At 73.7% G+C, this 19,147-nt stretch carries 18 protein-coding genes; 8 read left to right on the top strand and 10 right to left on the bottom strand.

All coding sequences use genetic code 11. The annotated features are described in order from the left end of the window. Positions 1-198: 198 nt before the first annotated feature. Together ACFYYN_RS35275 and ACFYYN_RS35270 are read left to right on the top strand one after the other, a co-directional pair. A complete protein-coding gene (locus ACFYYN_RS35275; protein WP_500548954.1) occupies positions 199-1,485 on the top strand; it encodes a PP2C family protein-serine/threonine phosphatase in 1,287 nt (428 codons plus the stop codon). 152 nt (positions 1,486-1,637) lie between these two features. Then, complete coding sequence (locus tag ACFYYN_RS35270; protein WP_500548953.1) at positions 1,638-2,039, top strand: SsgA family sporulation/cell division regulator; 402 nt, start codon at positions 1,638-1,640, stop codon at positions 2,037-2,039. 8 nt (positions 2,040-2,047) lie between these two features. On the opposite strand, the gene ACFYYN_RS35265 is transcribed toward ACFYYN_RS35270, so the two are convergent. Continuing rightward, positions 2,048-2,914: an SCO6745 family protein gene (locus tag ACFYYN_RS35265; RefSeq protein ID WP_500548952.1), complete on the bottom strand. Its 867-nt coding sequence runs from the start codon at positions 2,912-2,914 to the stop codon at positions 2,048-2,050. Continuing rightward, entirely contained in the window at positions 2,911-3,825 is a 915-nt protein-coding gene (locus tag ACFYYN_RS35260; protein ID WP_500548951.1) for an NAD(P)-dependent oxidoreductase, read from the bottom strand. Before ACFYYN_RS35260 ends, ACFYYN_RS35265 begins: the two co-directional genes overlap by 4 nt. Before the next feature lie 205 nt (positions 3,826-4,030). Here ACFYYN_RS35260 and ACFYYN_RS35255 point away from each other — a divergent pair, with 205 nt between their 5' ends. Further along, positions 4,031-4,627 carry a TetR/AcrR family transcriptional regulator gene (locus ACFYYN_RS35255; RefSeq protein WP_500548950.1) on the top strand — a complete coding sequence of 199 codons (597 nt, stop codon included), beginning with the start codon at positions 4,031-4,033 and terminating at the stop codon, positions 4,625-4,627. 136 nt (positions 4,628-4,763) lie between these two features. Next, positions 4,764-5,591 (top strand): alpha/beta fold hydrolase, encoded by an 828-nt coding sequence (locus ACFYYN_RS35250; RefSeq protein ID WP_500548949.1) that lies wholly within the window; start codon positions 4,764-4,766, stop codon positions 5,589-5,591. A 36-nt stretch (positions 5,592-5,627) separates the two neighbouring features. Here the strand turns inward: ACFYYN_RS35250 and ACFYYN_RS35245 are convergent, their stop codons facing one another. From ACFYYN_RS35245 to ACFYYN_RS35230, 4 genes are all read right to left on the bottom strand, one after another. Next, entirely contained in the window at positions 5,628-6,977 is a 1,350-nt protein-coding gene (locus tag ACFYYN_RS35245) for an FUSC family protein (protein WP_500548948.1), read from the bottom strand. 91 nt (positions 6,978-7,068) lie between these two features. Then, positions 7,069-7,605 (bottom strand): hypothetical protein, encoded by a 537-nt coding sequence (locus ACFYYN_RS35240; protein ID WP_500548947.1) that lies wholly within the window; start codon positions 7,603-7,605, stop codon positions 7,069-7,071. 180 nt (positions 7,606-7,785) lie between these two features. Then, positions 7,786-8,346: a hemerythrin domain-containing protein gene (locus ACFYYN_RS35235; protein WP_499509207.1), complete on the bottom strand. Its 561-nt coding sequence runs from the start codon at positions 8,344-8,346 to the stop codon at positions 7,786-7,788. Between the two features lie 125 nt (positions 8,347-8,471). Beyond that, positions 8,472-10,565, bottom strand: a complete 2,094-nt coding sequence (locus tag ACFYYN_RS35230) for a SpoIIE family protein phosphatase (protein ID WP_500548946.1) — start codon at positions 10,563-10,565, stop codon at positions 8,472-8,474. A gap of 273 nt (positions 10,566-10,838) precedes the next feature. Between ACFYYN_RS35230 and ACFYYN_RS35225 the strand changes: the two genes are divergently transcribed. Continuing rightward, positions 10,839-12,104, top strand: a complete 1,266-nt coding sequence (locus ACFYYN_RS35225) for a DUF6777 domain-containing protein (protein ID WP_500548945.1) — start codon at positions 10,839-10,841, stop codon at positions 12,102-12,104. A 28-nt stretch (positions 12,105-12,132) separates the two neighbouring features. On the opposite strand, the gene ACFYYN_RS35220 is transcribed toward ACFYYN_RS35225, so the two are convergent. Then, positions 12,133-13,713 carry a multicopper oxidase family protein gene (locus tag ACFYYN_RS35220; protein ID WP_500328870.1) on the bottom strand — a complete coding sequence of 527 codons (1,581 nt, stop codon included), beginning with the start codon at positions 13,711-13,713 and terminating at the stop codon, positions 12,133-12,135. 160 nt (positions 13,714-13,873) lie between these two features. Beyond that, positions 13,874-14,146 (bottom strand): DUF3040 domain-containing protein, encoded by a 273-nt coding sequence (locus ACFYYN_RS35215; RefSeq protein WP_500548944.1) that lies wholly within the window; start codon positions 14,144-14,146, stop codon positions 13,874-13,876. A 264-nt stretch (positions 14,147-14,410) separates the two neighbouring features. Between ACFYYN_RS35215 and ACFYYN_RS35210 the strand changes: the two genes are divergently transcribed. Then, the gene (locus ACFYYN_RS35210) at positions 14,411-15,367 is read left to right on the top strand and encodes a HAMP domain-containing sensor histidine kinase (RefSeq protein ID WP_500548943.1); all 957 of its coding nucleotides are present in this window, start codon (positions 14,411-14,413) and stop codon (positions 15,365-15,367) included. Further along, positions 15,364-16,023, top strand: a complete 660-nt coding sequence (locus tag ACFYYN_RS35205; protein WP_500548942.1) for a response regulator — start codon at positions 15,364-15,366, stop codon at positions 16,021-16,023. The genes ACFYYN_RS35210 and ACFYYN_RS35205 overlap by 4 nt, the downstream gene beginning before the upstream one ends. A 12-nt stretch (positions 16,024-16,035) precedes the next feature. Here the strand turns inward: ACFYYN_RS35205 and ACFYYN_RS35200 are convergent, their stop codons facing one another. Next, positions 16,036-16,611, bottom strand: coding sequence for a type 1 glutamine amidotransferase domain-containing protein (locus ACFYYN_RS35200; RefSeq protein WP_500548941.1), 576 nt, complete (start codon positions 16,609-16,611; stop codon positions 16,036-16,038). Between the two features lie 189 nt (positions 16,612-16,800). On the opposite strand from ACFYYN_RS35200, the gene ACFYYN_RS35195 reads away from it, so the two are divergent. After that, positions 16,801-18,870 (top strand): SpoIIE family protein phosphatase, encoded by a 2,070-nt coding sequence (locus ACFYYN_RS35195; protein ID WP_500548940.1) that lies wholly within the window; start codon positions 16,801-16,803, stop codon positions 18,868-18,870. Between the two features lie 19 nt (positions 18,871-18,889). On the opposite strand, the gene ACFYYN_RS35190 is transcribed toward ACFYYN_RS35195, so the two are convergent. Further along, positions 18,890-19,114 (bottom strand): hypothetical protein, encoded by a 225-nt coding sequence (locus ACFYYN_RS35190; RefSeq protein WP_500548939.1) that lies wholly within the window; start codon positions 19,112-19,114, stop codon positions 18,890-18,892. Positions 19,115-19,147 lie beyond the last annotated feature (33 nt).

Below are 19,147 nucleotides of genomic sequence, written 5' to 3'. Positions count from 1 at the left end.
GATGACGGAAGGTGTCCGTTGCATCACTTATGCGCGGCATGCGTACGATGGGAAAGGTTCGAGGCGGGGGCCACCCGGCCCGGGCGAGGTCGCCGGAACCCCGGACCCGCCGACGGGCGGCGAGGAGCAAGGGTGACGCAGGACAGGGATCGGTGCAGTCGCCGGATGCTGGCGGGCCTGCTGGCCGATAGCCACTTGATGCCCCTGGAACAGCTGCCGGCGAAGGTGGCCGAGCACGCGGAACCCGCCGGCCTCGCCCACGTCACGATCTACCTCTCCGACCTCCAGCGCCGTGTGCTGCGCAACCTCGCGGAGGAGGGGGCGGGCGAGTGCGGCCACCGGAACCACAGCTCCGAGCTGCGGATCGAGGGCACGGTGCCCGGCCGCGCCTTCCAGTACGGCCGGCTGCTCCCCGCCGTCTCCGAGTGCCCCGGCAAGTGCCGCTGGTGGGCACCCCTGCTGGGCGGTTCCGAGCGGCTGGGCCTGCTGCGCGTCACCACCGAGGGGGACGACGACCGCACCCGCGAGGACGTGCAGTCGCTGGCCGACGCGGTGGCGCTCATCGTCACCGCCAAGCGCGACTACAGCGACGTGTACGCCCGCACGGTGCGCAGCGAGGCCATGAACGTGGCCGCCGAGATGCAGTGGCGCCTGCTGCCGCCCCGTTCGTACTCGGACGGCCGGGTCGTCATCTCCGCGGCGCTGGAACCCGCCTACCGGGTCGGAGGGGACGCCTTCGACTACGCGCTCGACGGCCCGCTGGTCCATCTGTCGATCTTCGACGCGATGGGGCACGACACGGCGGCCGGCCTGACCGCGAGCCTCGCCATGGGCGCGAGCCGCAACGCCCGCCGCCGCCACGCGGAACTGGTCGAGATCACCGACGAGATCGAGAAGGTGCTGGTCGAGCAGTTCGAGGGGACGCGCTACGCCACCGGCGTCGTCGGCCGGCTGGACACCGGCTCCGGCCTCTTCGAATGGGTCAACCGCGGCCATCACCCGCCGGTCCTCATCCGGGGCGGGCGCTGGGTCGCCGAACTCGCCTGCTCGCCCGGCGACCCCATGGGCCTGGGGCTGGGGGTGGCACCGCAGGTGTGCCGTGAGCAACTGGAGCCGGGCGACCGCCTCGTGTTCTACACCGACGGCATCCCGGAGGCCCGTACCACCACCGGGGGGGAGTTCGGGCTCTCCGGGTTCCTGGACTTCCTCATCCGCCACCACGCCGACCGGTTGCCCCTCCCCGAGACCCTGTGCCGTCTCATGCGCCGGGTCTCGGACCACCAGGTCGGCGAGTTCCAGGACGACGCGACCGTGCTGTTCTGCGCATGGCTGGGCAGTTCCCCGGACGGCACCGAACGGGCGGCGGCCGTCGCCGGGGTACCGCTGTCGTTGTGCCCGACGGTCGGAGCCCCGGACCCGGTCCCCGCGATCGGCGGTGAACTCCCCGGACCCGCCGACGTCATGGCGCAGGACCGGCGCTCCTGACCGGGCACCCCGCAGATCGATCGTCCAGGGCGAGCCTTCACGAAATCTTTCCCGTCGCCCCGGCCCGGACCATGCGGCACGGGGCAAACGCACGGCAACGACATGCTGCTGAACGGCGAACGCGGCCGAACCGGGCCCACGAGGGGGCGTCCATGCGAGCACTCACGGAACACCTGTCCCTGCGGCTGATCACCGGGACCCGGCGGTTCCTCGATCTGTCGGCGGACTGCCGGTACCGTTCCGACGACCCCTACATCGTGCGGATGCGCTTCGGCCTCGACGACGGTGTCGGCGAGGCGGAGTGGGTGCTCTCCCGCGAGCTGCTGCTCGCCGGGCTCGCGGCCTCCGCCGGGGACGGCGACGTGCACGTCGAACCCGGCGACCACGCCCACACCCTGATCACGCTCGCCGCCCCCGGCGGCACGGCCGTCCTGCAGCTCGCCACGGGTGACCTCGCCCGGTTCCTGGCCGCGACCGCGGAACTCGTCCCGCTCGGCACCGAGGGCGGCCACATCGACTGGGACGCCTGCATCGCAGGACTCCTCTCGGCCTGAGGCGTTCCTCAGGGGGTGGGCACGCCCATCGGGTTCGGGTACGGCAGCGCCCCCGCGCAGGCCCGCGCCGCAGCGGACAGCACGGTGACCAGGCGCTCGACGGCCCCGGGTGCCAAGGGCTCCCAGGGCCGACCGGCGGCGCGGTCGGTGGCCTCCTCCAGCGCGCGGTGGGCCTCCCGCCCCGCGGCGGTCGCGGAGCCGTCCGCGCCGAGCAGGCCGCGGTCGGCGAGACGGGCCGCTGCACCGGCCCACTGCTCGTCGGTCCATCCGCGGTGCGGCTGCAGCTCCGTTCGCGGCAGGTCGATGCCCGTGCGCAGCACCAGCGCCTCGCATCCACTCAGACCGGCCGCGACGAGCGCCGCCACATGACCGTCCCCGCGGTGCTCGCGCAGCAGCGTGGCCTGGTGCCAGAGCGCGTCGACCGGGTCGCCGGGGGAGGGGAGCGCCGTATTCGCGGCGGCGAGCACCCGACCCGCGACGTCGAGGCCGGCGACGACGGGAGCCAGCAGGTCCACCGCCTCCGCCACCGCCGTCTCCTGCCCCGCCAGCAGCCGCCGCAGTGCGGCGCCCGCGCCGCGCCGCCGCGCGTCAAGGGCGCGCTCGGGCGGGGCGAGCGCCCACACGCCGGGCAGCGCGCGGGCCACCATGGCGGGCGCGAAGCCGAAGAAGGCGGCCACGACGGGCTCCGGGCCCACCGGGCCGAGGGGGGCCGCGCGACCGGCGAAGTAACCGCGCCAGTAACCGCGCAGCCCCGCCTCCTCGTACGCGGCACGTGCCTCGGGCGTGAAGTAGGTGACGGCGTGCACCGGTTCGGCGAGCCGCCACATGCGCCGGGCGGTGACGGCGGCCTCCGAGGGCGTCACGGTCCGGCTCACCGGACGCCTCCGCCCCGTACCTCGGCGACCAGGTCGCCGGCGACGTCCGTGCGGGCTTCGATCGCCCGCAGCACGGCCACCATGTCCGCGCGTCCGTCGCCCTGTTCCACGGTCTCGTCGAAGAGGGCGTGGCAGACGTCCAGCAGCGGCGAGGCCAGGCCGGACGCGCGGGCCGCCTCGGCGATGAGGCGGTTGTTGTGCAGCACGTCCGCCGCGGCGGCCTGCGCGGAGAAGTCGCGCTCCCTCAGCTTGGGCGCCTTCATCCGCGACACGGCGCTGGCCATGGGCCCGGCGTCCAGGACGGAGAGGAACTGCCCGGTGTCCAGGCCCTGCCGTTCCGCGAAGTGGAACGCCTCGGTGAGCCCGGTGACCATCGTGATCAGGAAGAGGTTGACCGACAGTTTCATCAGCAGCGCGCCGGGCACCGGCCCGCAGGCGAAGGACTCCCGGCACATCGGCGCGAGCAGCGGCCGCACCTCCTCCACCGCCGCGGGATCCCCGGCGAGCATCGCCACGAGCTGCCCCGCCTCGGCGGGCTTGCGGGAGCCGGAGACGGGGGCCTCCACGTAGCGGCCGCCCGCCGCGCGGACGGCGGCCTCCAGCCCGCGCGAGTACGCGGGCGAGGTGGTGCCCATGTGGACGACGACGTGCCCGGCCACACGCGCGGCGAAGTCCGGGGTGCCGCGGCCCAGGACGTCGTCCACGGCGGCGCCGTCGGCGAGCATCAGGACCACCACGCGGGCCCGGTCGAAGACCTCGCCGGGCCCCTCCGCCACCTCGACCCCGGCCGCGCGCAGCGGAGCGCACCGGGCGGCGGTGCGGTTCCAGACCACCAGCCGTGTTCCCGAACCGGCCAGACGGAGCGCCATGGGCTGCCCCATGATCCCCAGGCCGATGAAACCCACGTCCACTGCCCACCGCCGTCCCGGCCGTCCGACCGCTCGACCCGCGCGTTATGACGGCTGTCATACGCGCTATGACAGACGTCATAATAGACCCCGGGGCGCCGGACGCCGGCCCGCGCGCGCGAACTGCGCCGCCGAGCTGACGCGCACCGGGGCAGGGCCGCCGCCCCTTACGCGGGCGGGCGGAAGGGCAGACGGTGGGAGGTCGGCGATGACCGGTTCCGAGCGGGGTCCCCGCGAGCGCATGGTCTTCAGCGCCGCACAGCTGATCCGCCGCGGCGGCGTCACGGCGACGGGCATGCGCGAGGTCGCCGCCCACGCGCAGGCGCCCCGGGGATCGCTGCAGTACTACTTCCCGGGCGGCAAGGAGCAGATGGTCAACGAGGCCGTCGGCTGGGCCGGCCGCTACGCCGGCAAGCGCGTGGCCCGCTTCCTCGCCGCCCTGCCGGAGCCGACTCCCGGCGGGCTGTTCGCCGCCATGGTCGGCCAGTGGACGGACGAGTTCCTGACCTCCGGCTACGACGCCGGCTGCCCCGTCGCGGCCGCCACGGTCGACTGCGCCGGGACCTCCGAGGCCACCCGTACGGCGGCGGCCGTCGCCTTCGCGGCCTGGACGGGGCCTGTCGCCGGGGCATTGGAGGAGATGGGCGTGCCGGCGGGGCGGGCACCGTCGCTGGCGACGCTGATGATCAGCGCCATCGAGGGCGCCGTCGTCATCGCTCGGGCGGAGTGCGACGTACGCGCCCTGACGGCTGTGGCACGCGAGCTCGGCCCGCTGCTGGACGCTTCCGTGGCGCCGGAGCGCTGAGCCGTCTCGACGCGCCGGGACTCCGTCCCGGCACTACGGTTTGACCAACGGCGTACTCATCCCGGTCGGGGCCGGGCTTGGGTATGGGCAACCCCGGAACCCTGCGTTCCCCCTGGAGCGAGAAGGACTCAGGATCATGCCGTATGCAACAGCGAAGGACGGGACCCAGATCTTCTTCAAGGACTGGGGGACCGGCCAACCCGTCGTGTTCTCCCACGGCTGGCCGTTGACCGCGGACGCCTGGGACCCGCAGTTGAAGTGGATGGTGGACCACGGTTTCCGGGGCGTCGCCCACGACCGTCGTGGCGGTGGGCGTTCCGGTCAGCCCTGGGAGGGCAACGACCTCGACACCTACGCCGACGACCTGGCGGCCGTCATCGAGGAACTCGACCTGCGCGACGTCATCCTGGTCGGGCACTCGACCGGTGGCGGCGAGGTCACGCGCTACATGGGGCGGCACGGCACGGGCAGGGTCGCCAAAGCGGTGCTGGTGGGCGCGATCCCCCCGCTGATGCTGAAGACGCAGGCCAATCCCGAGGGCCTGCCGATCGAGGTCTTCGACGAGATCCGCGAGGGCGTGGCCCAGGACAGGTCCCAGTTCTACAGGGACCTCAGCGGCCCGTTCTACGGCGCGAACCGCGAAGGGTCGACCGTCAGCCAGGGCACCCGCGACGAGTTCTGGCTGTGGAGCATGACGGTGGGCATCAAGGGCGCCTACGACTGCGTCAAGGCGTTCTCCGAGACGGACACCACCGAGGACCTCAAGAAGATCGACGTCCCGACGCTGATCGTGCACGGGGACGACGACCAGATCGTGCCCATCGTGGCTGCCGGTGCCAAGAGCTCGAAGCTGGTCAAGGGAGCGGTCTACAAGGTGTACGAGGGAGCCCCGCACGGGCTGGCGATGGTGCCCAAGTTCGCCGAGCGGTTCAACGCCGACCTGCTGGACTTCGCGCGCGGCTGAGCCGTCCGCGGCGCCGCGACCGCGCCCTGATGCGCGTCACCCCGAGCGCGACCGGTCGCGCGCCGCACGACGCCGGTCCCCCGGCGCCCGGCCCGGCCGGTCCGCCCGGGCCGAGGGCACGGGCGCCGGGGGACCGGTCCGTGTCTCCCCGCCGGACGCGCCCCGCCCGTGACGACGGCGCCGGACGCGTTCACCGCGGGCCACGAGCCGGAGCCTGGCCAGCACGGCGAAGCGGTCCTGCTGCGCCCGGGCGGCCTCGTCCAGCTCCTCCATCAGCCGGCGGGAACGGTGCTCCAGGGCCAGCTCGTCCAGGATGCGGTCCACCTCGGCGAGCAGGGACCCGTGCAGTTGCCAGGCCCCCGGATGCTGCCGCACCCGGTCGAGCAGCATGTCCGCGGCCTTCTCGCGGCTCGCGCGGGCCGCCGCGAGCTCCGCGGCCAGCCGGCCCTCGGCCTCCTCGGCGTTGCTGCTCACCTGCGTGGTCACCAGGACGGCGAAGCTGACGAGCGCCCCGCCGAGGTGGGCGAAGAGCTCCTCCAGGGCGACCGCCACGTCGCGGTCGAACAGCGGCTCGTCCGCGCCGCGCCGCTTCGCGAGATCCGTCAGCGACCGCGCCAGGACGCGCAGGACCACCACGCAGATCTCCAGGGTGTCGAGACCGGTCCTCAGCACCACCCGGGACAACAGCGCCTCCCTGACCCGGGGATTGAGCCGCAGGCTGTCCTCGGCCCGGCGCAGCGCGGTGTCGACCTCGGCGACGTCCTGGTCCAGTCGTCGCGCCTCGTGCAGCCGTGCCGCGGCACGCTCCACCGCGGCGGGGGAGTCCAGTTCCTCGGCGCAGCACAGCAGGAGATGACGCATACGGCGGGCGAGGTCCTCGATCGACGCCCCGGCGGTCCCCACCCACACGGGCGGTGCGAACAGGACGTTGAGCAGCAGGCCCACCCCTGCCCCGATGAGTGTCTCCAGTACGCGGTCCCATGCCTGCTCCGTCAACTGGCTCACCCCGAGCACCAGCATCGCGCTGATGGCCACCTCGTTGACGAACTCCTCGACCCGCACGAACTGCCCGATGACCAGCGCCGCGAGGATGATCAGCCCCAGGCTCCACCACGTCAGGCCGACCAGCGCGCTGAACCCGACGGCGATCAGGACCCCGACCACCACGGAGTTCACCCGGCGGATGCCGGTGGTGAGCGTGGAGTAGAGCGTCACCTGCACGACGAGCAGGGCGGTGAGCGGCGCCGTCAGCGGGGCAGACTCGCTACTGACGTGCACGGCGATCACGTACGAGATGGTCGCGGCGACGGTGGCCCGCGCCGTCAAGGTGACCACCGGGTCCCGGCTGCGGCGGGCCAACCAGGTCACGGCATCACGTATAGGCATCTTCTGCCTTTTCCCGTACAAACACCGCGTACACCTGCGGATGCCGCTCCCGGTCCGTGGGCGTCGGGCCGGGGGCCGCGGGAACCGGTGGCTACGCCGGGAAGCTGTCGAGAGGCGCCGCCTCCAGCAGTGCCGTCAGTTCCGCGCGGTGCAGGTCCGCTATCGGGGCCACCAGGTCCGGGTGGCGCAGGAGGACGGCAGCCGCACGGTCGTGGGCACCGGGAATGGTGAGCCGGAGGGCGTCACCGGCGAGGGAGGCGCCGTGTTCGGTGGCCGCGAGGGCCGTCACCGCAGAGGCGGCCAGCTCCGGGTCGGCGAGCAGGCAGGCCGCCCAGCTCACGACGACCTCGTCCACCCAGGTGCGCCAGCCGGTCTCGGTGTCCCCGGCGCCCTCGTCGAGGACCCCGGCGCCGGCGACCCGGTCCAGGCGGTCGGCGCCGCCGGGCGGCAGCAGTCCGAGCAGGGCGGCGTCCACGGCCGTCGGGTAGCGCAGGGCGGCGGCGACCATGGCGGCCTGGCGGGCCTGAGCTTCGGCGAGGGCACGGCTGAGGGCTCCGCCGTTCGCCGGATAGGCGGCCAGCAGCCACCGGGTGGCCGCGGCGATGACCGACGAGAACTCACTGTGCATGCCGAACGAACCGTCCTCCGTGCGCGTGGGTGCCGCGCCCGTCCGGCGCGCGGCGCGCCCAGCGTACGCAAAGCCGTGCTTTTGCGACATGAGCCGCATCACGCCCGCTCCCGGCGAGGACCCGGCGCAGGGTCCCCCGGAGGAACGGGGACCCTGCGCCGCCGCCCCTGCGGCCGGGGGTCAGGACCGGCCGCGGCCGCTCACGAAGTCGCGGGCCCGGTCGACGAGGCCCGCGCCCGGGGCGAGGAGCTTGTTGGCGGGAGGGGTGTGCGGTGCCGCCGGGTGGGGCCGGGTGGGGGCGAGGGACTTGGCGCGGCGCACCTTGTCGCCCAGGTCGTCGAGGGCCTCGGGGGAGCAGGCGCTGCTGAGTCCGGGGAAGAGCGTGCCCTCCTCGTCCTGGACGTGCGCGGTGACCTCGTCCATCAGCCGCATCAGCAGGGGGTGGAACCGGCCGTCGTTCGGTGGCAGCTGCTCCAGCTCCTTCAGCAGTTCCTCGATCCTGGCGTGGTCCGCGATCTCCTTGTCCGCGATGCGGTCCCCACCCTCGACGTGCTCGCGGACGGCAGGGTAGAGGTACTGCTCCTCCGCCACCGAGTGCCGCACCAGCTCGATGGTCACCTCGTCCACCAGCTCCCGCAGCGCCGGGTCGCCGGTCGACATCGACTGCATGCGGTCGAAGATCTCCTCGACCTCGCGGTGGTCGGCCAGCAGCTCAGCGATCACGTTTCCGCCGTGTCCCATTCCCTCACGCCTTTCCGTGCGGCAGTACGGCCCGGGCGTGCGCCGGGGCCGAACCCCATGCATTCCACCCTGCCGGTGCCGAGCCCACCCGGGGACGCGGTCACCACCCGCCCGGCGGCACCTGATCACAGGCGCCCCCGCGGCCGGCGGTGCGGGTCGGCGCGGGCGATCAGGAGGGCGACGTCGTCGTGGTCGTCGGCGCCCCTCAGCTCCCGCAGGAGCCGGTCGCAGGTCTCCTCCACCGAGGCGTCCGGTGTGCCGAGCAGGGTCAGGAGCAGTTCGAGGCGCTCGTCGATCGGGTCGTCGCGGGTCTCCACGAGCCCGTCGGTGTACAGCACGAGACGGTCCCCGGGCGCGAGCGTGATGCTCGTGCTCTCGAACGGCACGCCGCCGACACCCAGGGGCGTCCCCGTCGGCAGGTCGAGCAGTTCGGGGGAGCCGTCGCCGTGCACCAGGACCGGGGGCAGGTGCCCGGCGGTCGCCAGGTGGCACTCGGCCGTGCGCGCGTCGTACAGGGCGTACACGCACGTCGCGATGTACGGGTCGAGGCCGCGCGTGATCTTGTCGAGGTGGCCCAGCACCGTGGCCGGGTCCAGGTCGAGCTCGGCCAGGGTCGAGGTGGCGGTGCGCAGCCGGCCCATGGTCGTCGCGGCGTCGATGCCGCTGCCCATGACGTCGCCGACGACCAGCGCGGTCCGCTCGTCGTCGAGCGGGATGACGTCGTACCAGTCGCCGCCCACCTTGCTCCTGGCCTGCGCGGGCCGGTATCGGGCGGCGACCTCCAGGCCGGGATGGTACGGCTGCGGCTCCGGGAGGAGGCTGCGCTGCAGGGTCTCGGCGGTGTTGCGCACCTGCTGGTACCAGCGGGCGTTGTCGATGCACACGGCCGCACGCGCGGCCAGCTCGCAGGCGAGGGTGAGGTCGTCCTCGTCGAAGGACGCGTGCGTACGGGCCCGGCTCATGCCCAGCACGCCCAGGACCTCGCCGCGGGCGATGAGCGGGATCGCCATGCACGAGTGCACACCGGCGTCGGCGAGGAGCCGCGCCGACTCGGGGTCGGGGGTGATGCGCTCGAGGTCGTGCTGGCCCGCGTGCGCGATCATGTGCGGGCGGAGCGTGCGCACGCACTGGGCGGAGAGGTGATCCGCGTGGTAGGTGACGACCTCGCCCGGGGCCGGGACGGCACGGGCCGCCTCCGTGGCGTAGGCGGCCCGGATCGCCAGGGAGCGGAACACGGGCGCGTCCTGCCGGGCGGCGGGGGCGCGCTGGTCCAGGACGCTGTCGAGGATGTCGACCGCCGCCAGGTCCGCCAGGTCGGGCACGACGACCTCGACGAGTTCCCGTACCGTCGGCTCGACCTCCAGGGCGGTGCCGATGCGGGCCGAGCCGTCGGCGATCACCGCCAGCCGCCGCCGGGCCCGGTCGGCCTCCGCGGCCGCGCGGTGCCGCTCGGTGATGTCGACGACGACCTCGGCGAGGCCCAGCACGTGCCCGCGGTGGTCCTCCAGCCGGTAGAGGGACACCGCCCAGGCGTGCTCGCTGCGCGGGTCGGACGGGGTACGGCCGACGGTGTAGCGGTCGACCATCGGTACCCCCGACGCCAGCACCTGCCGCATCTCCGCCTCCACCGCCCGGTAGTCGGGGCCCGGGAGGACGCTGCGGAACGGGCGCCCCAGGTGGTCCTGGACCGAGGTGCCGTGGAACCGCGCCAGCGCGGGGTTGAGGCTGAGGTACCGCAAGTCGGTGTCCAGCACGGCGATGCCGATCGGCGACTGCGAGATCAGCCGCGTGGACAGGGCGACCTCCTGCTCCACCTCGCGCATGGTGGACTGGTCGGTGGCGAGCCCGAGAATGTAGTAGTCGCCGAGACTGTCCATCAGTCGCATGTTGCGGAACTCCACCAGCCGCCGGCTGCCGTCCTTGAGGCGCACCGGGAAGGACCCCGCCCAGCTCTCGCCGGTCTTCATGATCTCGGAGAACAGCCCGATGACGAGCTTGCGGTGCGTGTCGTGGACCAGCAGGTGGGCGGCGTACTGGCCGACCGCCTCCTCCGCGGTGTAGCCGAACAGCGCCTCGGCCTGCGGGCTCCACATGTCCACCCGGCCGTCGCCCTCCAGGAGCACCGCGGCCACACCCAGGAGGTCCATCAGCCCGCTCGGGCTCGTCGAGACCCCGTCCAGCCGCTCCGGGCCGGTCGTGTACCGATCCGTGTCGCTCATGGTGGGCGCCTCTTCCGCCTGCCGTTCCGGCCGGTCGGTCCGCCGTCCCCTCTCGCCCGTGCCGACGCGATTCCATGGTCCCCCCGAAGACGCGGCGGCGCACCCCTCGCAAGGGCCCGTCCCGGGGCGCGTCCGGACGCGCCGTCCCCGGCGGGCGTCGGCTTGCGGGGACTGCGAGGGGGACGCACACAATGGTCAACAGGTGGGGCTTCTGAAGCGACCGGCGACGCGTCCGGCCGGGGTGCCGGCCCGGGACGAGTGGAGGAAAGCCCTGTGAGCGTTCTACCGCCCTCGCTCGCCCGCCCCGAGGGCCCGCCCTCGGGCCCGCTGTCCGGACCGGACGGGACCGACGAGGCGAGGCCGTCCGGCCAGGACCGGGACTCGCCCGGACGGCGGCGCCGGACGCCGACGGTCGTCGTGGGCGGACCGCCCCCGCCACCGGGTGGACCACCGGACGACGGCGGCGGAGGGGGCGGGGGAGACGGCGGCGGGGACGGCGGAGGACACGAACGGCCCTGGTGGCGCTCGGTGCCCAAGGTGGCCGCGATCACCGCGGTGGTGGTGGCGGCGGTGGCACTGGCCGTGGTGTTCACCCGGCCCGGCGGCGTCTCGGGCGGGAAGCAGGGCGAGCTGTTCCTGCAGACGGCGGGCAGCGCGGGACCGAACCCGTTCACGGGGTCGACGGCCGAGGAGACCGCCGCGCCCTCGGCGACACCGGCGCTGCCGACGCCCTCGACGACGGGGGGCACCGTACGGCAGGTCTACAGCGGCGGCATGCCCGGTCTGTACGGCGGCACGCGTGACGCCGCCAGCTGCGACGTGGAGAAGCAGATCAGTGCCCTGTCGTCGGACCCGTCGAAGAGCAGGGCGTTCGCCTCGGTGCTGGGCCTCGCGCCCGCGGGCGTCCCGGCGTACCTGCGCGGCCTGACCCCGCTTCAGCTCCGCGCGGACACGCGGGTCACCAACCACGGCTACCGCGACCGCAGGCCCACCGCCTTCCAGTCGGTGCTGCAGGCCGGGACCGCGGTCCTGGTGGACGACCGGGGGATGCCCCGGGTGCGCTGCGCCTGCGGCAATCCGCTGACCGGGCCGGTCGAGCAGAAGGACGGTGCCAGGACCGTCGGCCGGGCGTGGCCCGGTTACCAGCCGTCGAGGACGGTGGTGGTGGCCCCGGCGACCGAGCGGGTGAAGAAGTTCGTGGTCCGCGACCCGGGTACCGGCGAGTGGTTCACCCGCGAGAGCGGCGACGGCAAGGCATCCGGCGACACGCGGACCACACCCCCGCAGAACGCGCCTTCCGGCGGCCCGTCCGGGTCGCCGCAGGGCGGCTCACCGGCCGCCCCGGAGGAGGGCGGCGGTTCGACGGGCCCCTCCGCACCGACGGGGGAACAGGGCGGGACCGCCCCGCAGTCCCCGCCGCCCGGCACGGGCCCCGTTCCGCAGAGCCCGGTCCCCGGCACCCCCGGGCCGCCGGGAGGGGAGAGCCCCCCGCCCGGCGGTACCGCCCCCGGACAGCCGTCCGGCCCGGCCGCGTCCTAGGACACCGCCGGGCCGGGGCCGCCGTGCCTCAGCGCGTGGTGAAGTCGGCCATCATCGCCATGTCCTCGTGCTCGAGGTTGTGGCAGTGGATCATGAACTTGCCCGCGTAGTCGGTGAAGCGGACCGCCACCTCCACGGTCTCGCCCGGGCCCGTCGCCACTGTGTCCTTCCAGCCCGCGTCGAACGCGCCCGCCTTCTTGCCGTTGCGTGACAGCACGCGGAAGGCGTCCAGGTGCACGTGCACCGAATGGAAGAACACCGAGGTGAACTTCCAGATCTCGATCGTGCCGAGCTTCACGTCGGCCAGCGAGCGGCCGGGCTTGTACGGCAGGCCGTTGATCGTCCAGCCGTCGCGCGAGTGCCGGAACGCGAAGGTCCGGTGCGCCACGGCCTTGCGGGGGTCGAGGATGGTGGCGGGGCGGCGTGACAGCCGCTTGGGGATGTGGGTGTCGTCGTGCGGCTTCCGGGACGACGGCGAGACGTCGAAACGCATGACCTGCGCGGTGCTGCCGCTGCCGAACCGGTTGACCAGGCGCACCTTGGTGCCGGGCCGGTAGCGGGCGAAGTCCACGATGACGTCGAAGCGTTCGGCGGGGGCGATGCGCAGGCTGTCGTGGGCCAGCGGGCTGCCCAGCAGTCCGCCGTCGCTGCCGATCTGCAGCAGGCCCTTGCCGCCCGGCGGCGGAGGGTCCAGCTCCAGGCGGAAGTCCCGTACGTTGCAGCCGTTGAGGAACCGCAGCCGGTAGCGCTGCCGCTTGACCCGGTGCACGGGCCACGGGGCGCCGTTGACCAGGATGACGTCGCCCATCATGCCGAAGTGGTGCGCGTGCACGACGCCGGGCTTGTGCATGCCGGAGTCGACCGCGGGGTACATCAGCGCCCCGTTCTCGGCGAACGCCCGGTCCGCGAGGAGCAGCGGGATGTCGCGGGAACCGCGCGGCAGGTCGAGCTGGTCCTCCTCGTCGTCGGTCACGAGGTGGAACCCGGCCAGTCCGCGGTACACCGCCGGGCCGGTGTAGCCCATGCGGTGGTCGTGGTACCAGAGCGTCGCCGCGCGCTGCAGCATCGGATACGTGTAGCTGCGCTGGCCATGGCTGAGCTGGCCGGCGGAGCCGTGCATCTCCGGCATGCCCTCCATCGCGTCGGCGTACGACATGCTGCTGCCGACGGGCATCGTCAGGTCGATCGGGTAGCCGTCGCTGTCGGAGGGCGTGTGGCCGCCGTGCAGGTGGACCACGGTCGGCTGGGGCAGTTCGTTGCGGTGCGTGACGATCGTGCGGCGCCCCGAGCGGGAGACGACCGTGGGCCCGGGGAAGAGGCCGTCGTACGTCCAGCAGTTGGTGCGCAGTCCCGGGAGGATCTCCAGTTTCGCCGCGCGCTGGGTCATCTGGTAGTAGTCGGTCGTCGCGGTCCGCAACATGGGCTCCAGGACCGGCGGGACCGGCAGGGGTACCTGGTACGGGCGCGGGAGCCGAGCCTTGCTCCGCAGGATCCCGCCCGGTGGTACATCGGCCAGCGGTGTACCCGCCCAGGCCCTGCTCGTCGCGCCCGCCCCGACGACGGCCGCCCCCGCGGCGAGAAAGCGGCGCCTGCCGATGCCTTCGATCACGTAGGGCTCCCAAAATGTGACGATTTGCGCAATTTATTGGTCGGCGTCACAATAGCCCGCCGGAGCCGCGCGCGACGGCGCCACACGCGGGCCCCGCGAACAACCTTCGGAGCCGCCCGCCACCCGTCCGGCCCCCGGTCCGGTCCGCCCCGCGCCCGGATCACGTCCGCCTGCGGCCCCGTCCCACGGTGTCGTGGCGGGGGTCCAGGACACCCGCGGCGATTCCGGCCAGGACCAGTCCGGCCGCCATCAGCAACCCCTGCGGGAGCACGATGCCGACGAGGATCCAGGCGAGCGCCACCGCCAGCAGGAACCAGCCCAGCCGCCGCCGGTACTCGCGCGGCGCGCACGGGCGCCCGGTGCGCAACCCCTCGGCGAAGCGGGGGTCGGTGCGCCGGGTCTCGGCCTCGATGGCCTTGTGCCGGTACGGCATGGTGTCCTCCTCCCGGAGCCGGGTGGGCCCTGTCCCCTCCACCGTCGCCCGTGCCCGCCCGCGGAACCATCGGGGCCGGCACCCAATCCCGGGGCGCGGAAATGGGTGCCGGCCCCGATGGCGTCGGCCCCCCGGCCCGGCGCAGGCTGGAAGCGGGACCCGGGTACCCACCACCCACGGCACGAGGAGCGCGGCAGGGCACGCGCAGGACGGCACGGCGATGGCGGCGGACAGTGGAGGAAAGCCCCCGAGGAAGGCGGGACCATGTCGCTGTACTGGCGGATCTTCCTGCTGAACGGCGCGGTGCTGGTCGTCGCCACGGTGCTCCTGCTCGGCCCCGTCACGGTCTCCACCCCCGTGCTGCTGGGCGAAGCGCTGGTGCTGGGCGTGGGACTGGTCGCCATGCTCGTCGCCAACGCCCTGCTGCTCCGGGTCGGGCTCGCACCGCTGCAGCGGCTGAGCCGGGCGATGAACTCCGCCGACCTGCTCCGTCCTGGGGGCCGCCCCGCCGTCACCGGATCGGGGGAGATGGCCGCCCTGATCACGACCTTCAACACCATGCTCGACCGCCTGGAGGCCGAGCGCGCCACCACCAGCGCCCGCGTGCTGACCGCCCAGGAGGACGAACGGCAGCGCATCGCCCAGGAACTCCACGACGAGGTCGGCCAGACCCTCACCGCCGTCGTGCTGCAACTGGGACACAGCGCCGACCTGGCCCCCGATCCCCTCAGGGACGACCTGCGGCAGGTGCAGGAGACCACCCGCGCCGGACTCGACGAGATCCGCCGCATCGCGCGCCGCCTGCGCCCCGGCGTCCTGGAGGAACTCGGCCTGCACAGTGCCCTGCGCGCCCTGGCCGGCGAGTTCACCGCCCCCGGGCTCACGGTCGTGGACCGCTTCGGGCCCGCGCTCCCCCCGTTCGACCACGAGACCGAGCTGGTGCTCTACCGGGTCGCCCAGGAGGCGGTCACCAACGCGGCCCGCCACTCCGGCGCGGACCGGGTGGAGATCCACCTGGGCGCCGTTCCCGGAGGCGGGGCCGAGCTCCTGGTCAGGGACAACGGCAAAGGCATCGGCGAGGTCCCCGAGGGCTCCGGGATGCGCGGCATGCGCGAACGCGCGCTGCTCATCGGCGCCCGCCTGGCGGTCGGTGCCGCCCCCGGCGGCGGCACCGACGTCCGCCTGGACGTACCCGCTCCGGCGGCGGACGGCCCGCGATGACCGCCCCGCCGCCCACCCGGATCCTCCTCGCCGACGACCACGCGCTGGTGCGGCGGGGCGTCCGGCTGATCCTCGACGGCGAACCCGACCTGACCGTCGTCGCCGAGGCCGGTGACGGCGCCGAGGCCGTCGCCAAGGCCCGCGGGGAGCAGGTCGACCTGGCCGTCCTGGACATCGCCATGCCCCGCATGACCGGCCTGCAGGCCGCGCGGGAACTGAGCAGGCTCCGCGCGGACCTGCGCATCCTCATCCTGACCATGTACGACAACGAGCAGTACTTCTTCGAGGCCCTCAAGGCCGGGGCCAGCGGATACGTCCTGAAGTCCGTCGCCGACCGCGACCTGGTCGAGGCCTGCAGGGCCGCCGTGCGCGACGAGCCCTTCATCTACCCCGGCGCCGTCACCACCCTGATCCGCACCTACCTCGAACGTGCCCGCCAGGGCGAGCCCCTGCCCGCCCGCGCCATCACCGAACGCGAGGAGGAGATCCTCAAGCTCGTCGCCGAGGGCCACACGTCCCAGGAGATCGCCGGCCTGCTGTTCATCAGCGTCAAGACGGTCGAGCGCCACCGCGCCAACCTCCTGCAGAAGCTCGGCCTGCGCGACCGACTGGAACTCACGCGCTACGCGATCCGGGCCGGGCTCATCGAGCCCTGACCGCGACGGTGCTCAGGAGCCGGCGGAGCCCACGAGGAGCTTGTCGACCTCGCCCAGGAAGGCGTCCAGGTCCTCCGGTGTGCGCGAGGTGACCAGCGGGTACCCCGCGGAGGCGTCGCTCACCACGGGTTCGTCGACCCAGGACGCGACGCCCGCGTTGAGCAGGTCGGTCCGCACCGAGGCGTACGAGGTCAGCGTCTTCCCCTTCGCGACGCCCGCCTCCACGAGCGCCCACGGGCCGTGGCAGATCGCCGCGATCGGACGCCCCGAGGAGGCGAACGCGCGCACGACGTCCATGGCCTTCCCCTGGAGGCGGAGGTTGTCGGCGTTGATCGTGCCGCCGGGGATGAGCAGCAGGTCGAAACCGGTGGGGTCCACCTCGTCGAGGGTGATGTCCGGCTCCACGACCTTGCCGGGATCCTTGTCCCCGACCAGGGTGCGTACGGCGTCGCGGCGCGTCGCGGCGACGGTGACCTCGGCGCCCTTGTCACGCAGGTGCTCGACGGGGACGACCAGCTCGTCCTGCTCGACCCCGTAGTTGGAGACGACCGCCAGGACGCGGCGGCCGCCCGGGAAATCTGCAGCCATGGGTTTTCCCTCTTCTGTGGGCTTCTTGTGCGATATGGGCGCCTGCCCGGGAGCGGGCCCGGGAAACCTGGCCGTCCAGGGGCCGCCGGAGGCGTCCACGAGCAGGACTCACTCGTCGGAGCCGGGGTAGGCGGACGGACGGGAAAGCGGAAGGGATCGGCCAGGGGGCGGGCGAAGAGGGAGCCTGCGATGAGCGAAGCGCGGACACCGCTCGGGACCGATCAGCTCGAGGCCAGGGCACTCGGCCCCAGCGGACTCATGGACCTCCTGGGAGTCGCCGCGGTGCTGCTCGAGTCGGACGGGCGCATCGACATGTGGAGCCCGCAGGCGGAACAACTGTTCGGCTACACCGCGGGCGAGGCCGTCGGCCAGTACGCCGCGCCGCTGCTCGTCCGGCCCGAGCACCGCGGCGACGCCATGAGGCTGTTCGCGGAGGTGCTGGAGACCGGCCGCAGCTGGTCGGGAGCGTTCCCCGTGCGCCACAAGGACGGCAGCACCCGGCTGGCGGAGTTCCGCAACGTCCGCCTCACGGACAGCCGCGGCCGCGTCTACGCGCTGGGGATCGCCACCGACCGGCCCGTACTGCAGCGCCTGGAACGCGGCCTGGCCCTCTCCCTCCAGCTGGTCTCCCAGTCCCCGATCGGGCTCGCCGTGCTCGACACCGACCTGCGCTACCTCTCCGTCAACCCCGCCCTCGCCGAGATGCACGGCCTCGCCGAGGGCGACCACATCGGGCGCCCCTTCCGCGAGGTGCTCCCTGGGGCCAGGTTCCGCATGGCGGAGGACGCGATCCGGCAGGTCCTGCGGACGGGCACACCGATCGTCGACCGGTACGTCGTCGGCCGTACGCCCGCGGACCCCGCCACCGACCGCGCCTGGTCGGTTTCGTACTTCCGGCTGGAGGACGGGAACGGGCACGTCCTGGGCATCGCCACCTCCGTGGTGGACGTCACCGACCGGCACCGTTCCGCCCAGGAGGCCGACCGCGCCCGGGCGCGCCTCGCCGTGATCGCCGACAGCTCCGCCCGGATCGGCACGTCCCTGGACGTGGAGGACACCGCCCGGGAACTCGCCGACGTCGTCGTCCCCGAACTCGCCGACTTCGCCGCCGTCGACGTCCTCGACTCCGCGCTGCGCGACGACGGCGGCGAGCCCGGCCACGACCGCCCCCGCTTCCGCGCGCTGTCCTCCAAGTGCACCGAGGCCAGTGAGGCGGCAGGGGCCTTCGGCCGGCCCGGCAGCCTCGTCTCCTACGGCCCCGACCACCTGGCCGCCCGGTGCCTGGACACCGGCCGCCCCGGCCTGATCACCCACGCCGACGAGCGGAGCCTGGTGCACATCGCCCGCGACCCCGACGCCGCCGCGCTGCTGGCCCGGGCGGGCGTCCACACGGCCATGGCGGTACCGCTCATCGCCCGCGGCCGGATCCTCGGCGTCCTCGGCCTGGCCCGGGCCCGCACCCCGCAGCCCTTCGACGAGGACGACCAGACCCTCGCCTGCGAACTGGCCTCCCGCGCCGCCGTGTCCATCGACAACGCCCGCCTCCACCAGCAACTGCGCAGCACCGCCGAGACCCTGCAGCGCAGCCTCCTCCCGCGACTTCCGTCGGCCCACCCCCGCCTCGAACTCGCCGCCCGCTACTGCGCGGCGCAGGCCAGCAGCGAGGTGGGCGGCGACTGGTACGACGTGATCCCCTTCGACGACGGCAGGGTCGCCCTCGTCATCGGCGACGTCATGGGCAGCGGCGTCCCCGCGGCGACCACCATGGGACGCCTGCGCACCGCGACCTCCACCCTCGCGGGCCTCGACCTCGACCCCGCCCAGGTCCTCGGCCACCTCGACCGGATCACCCACGGGCTGGACCCCTACATCGCGACCTGCGTCTACGCGATCCACGACCCCGGTCGCGGAGTCTGCCACCTCGCCAACGCCGGCCACCTGCCCCCGGTCGTCGTCCGCGCCGGCAAGCGCCCGGAGCTGCTCGAACTGCCCACCGGCACCCCCCTGGGGGTCGGCGGCGTGCCCTTCGAGACCACCACCGTCGACCTCGTCCCTGGCGACCGCCTCGTCCTCTACACCGACGGTCTGGTCGAGACCCGCGACCGCGCCATCGACGAGCGCCTCGACGACCTCCTCCGCCTCCTGGACGCCCCCGACGAACCGGTCGAGCAAACCTGCGACCGCCTCCTCGCCGCGCTGCGCCACCCCGCCGACCGCGACGACGTGGCCCTCCTCATCGCGCGCCCGAAGGATGCGTGACGGGCGTCGCGGTCAGCACCTATGCCGCGGCATGAACCAGCCGGACCGCGCCGATCGTCGTGCCGATCACACCGAAGACCGCACCCACGGCCCTCAGCACCACGGGAGCGAGGACGGCGCCGGCCCTCGGATGACGCGCCGCACAGCGGTGAAGCCGCCCCGCCGCATCGCCCACGTTGAGCGCCACCAGCAGCAGGGCCACCCCCAACCCGAGGTCGTAAGCCGCCCTGAACCCGGCACTCATCGCTGATCCCCTCCTCCGGTTCCGCGGACGCCC

The sequence above is a fragment of the Streptomyces sp. NPDC001902 genome, from assembly GCF_042891295.1.
Classification (GTDB): domain Bacteria; phylum Actinomycetota; class Actinomycetes; order Streptomycetales; family Streptomycetaceae; genus Actinacidiphila.
Note: the sequence above shows the minus strand (reverse complement) of the source record. Positions and strands in the feature narration are given on the sequence as shown.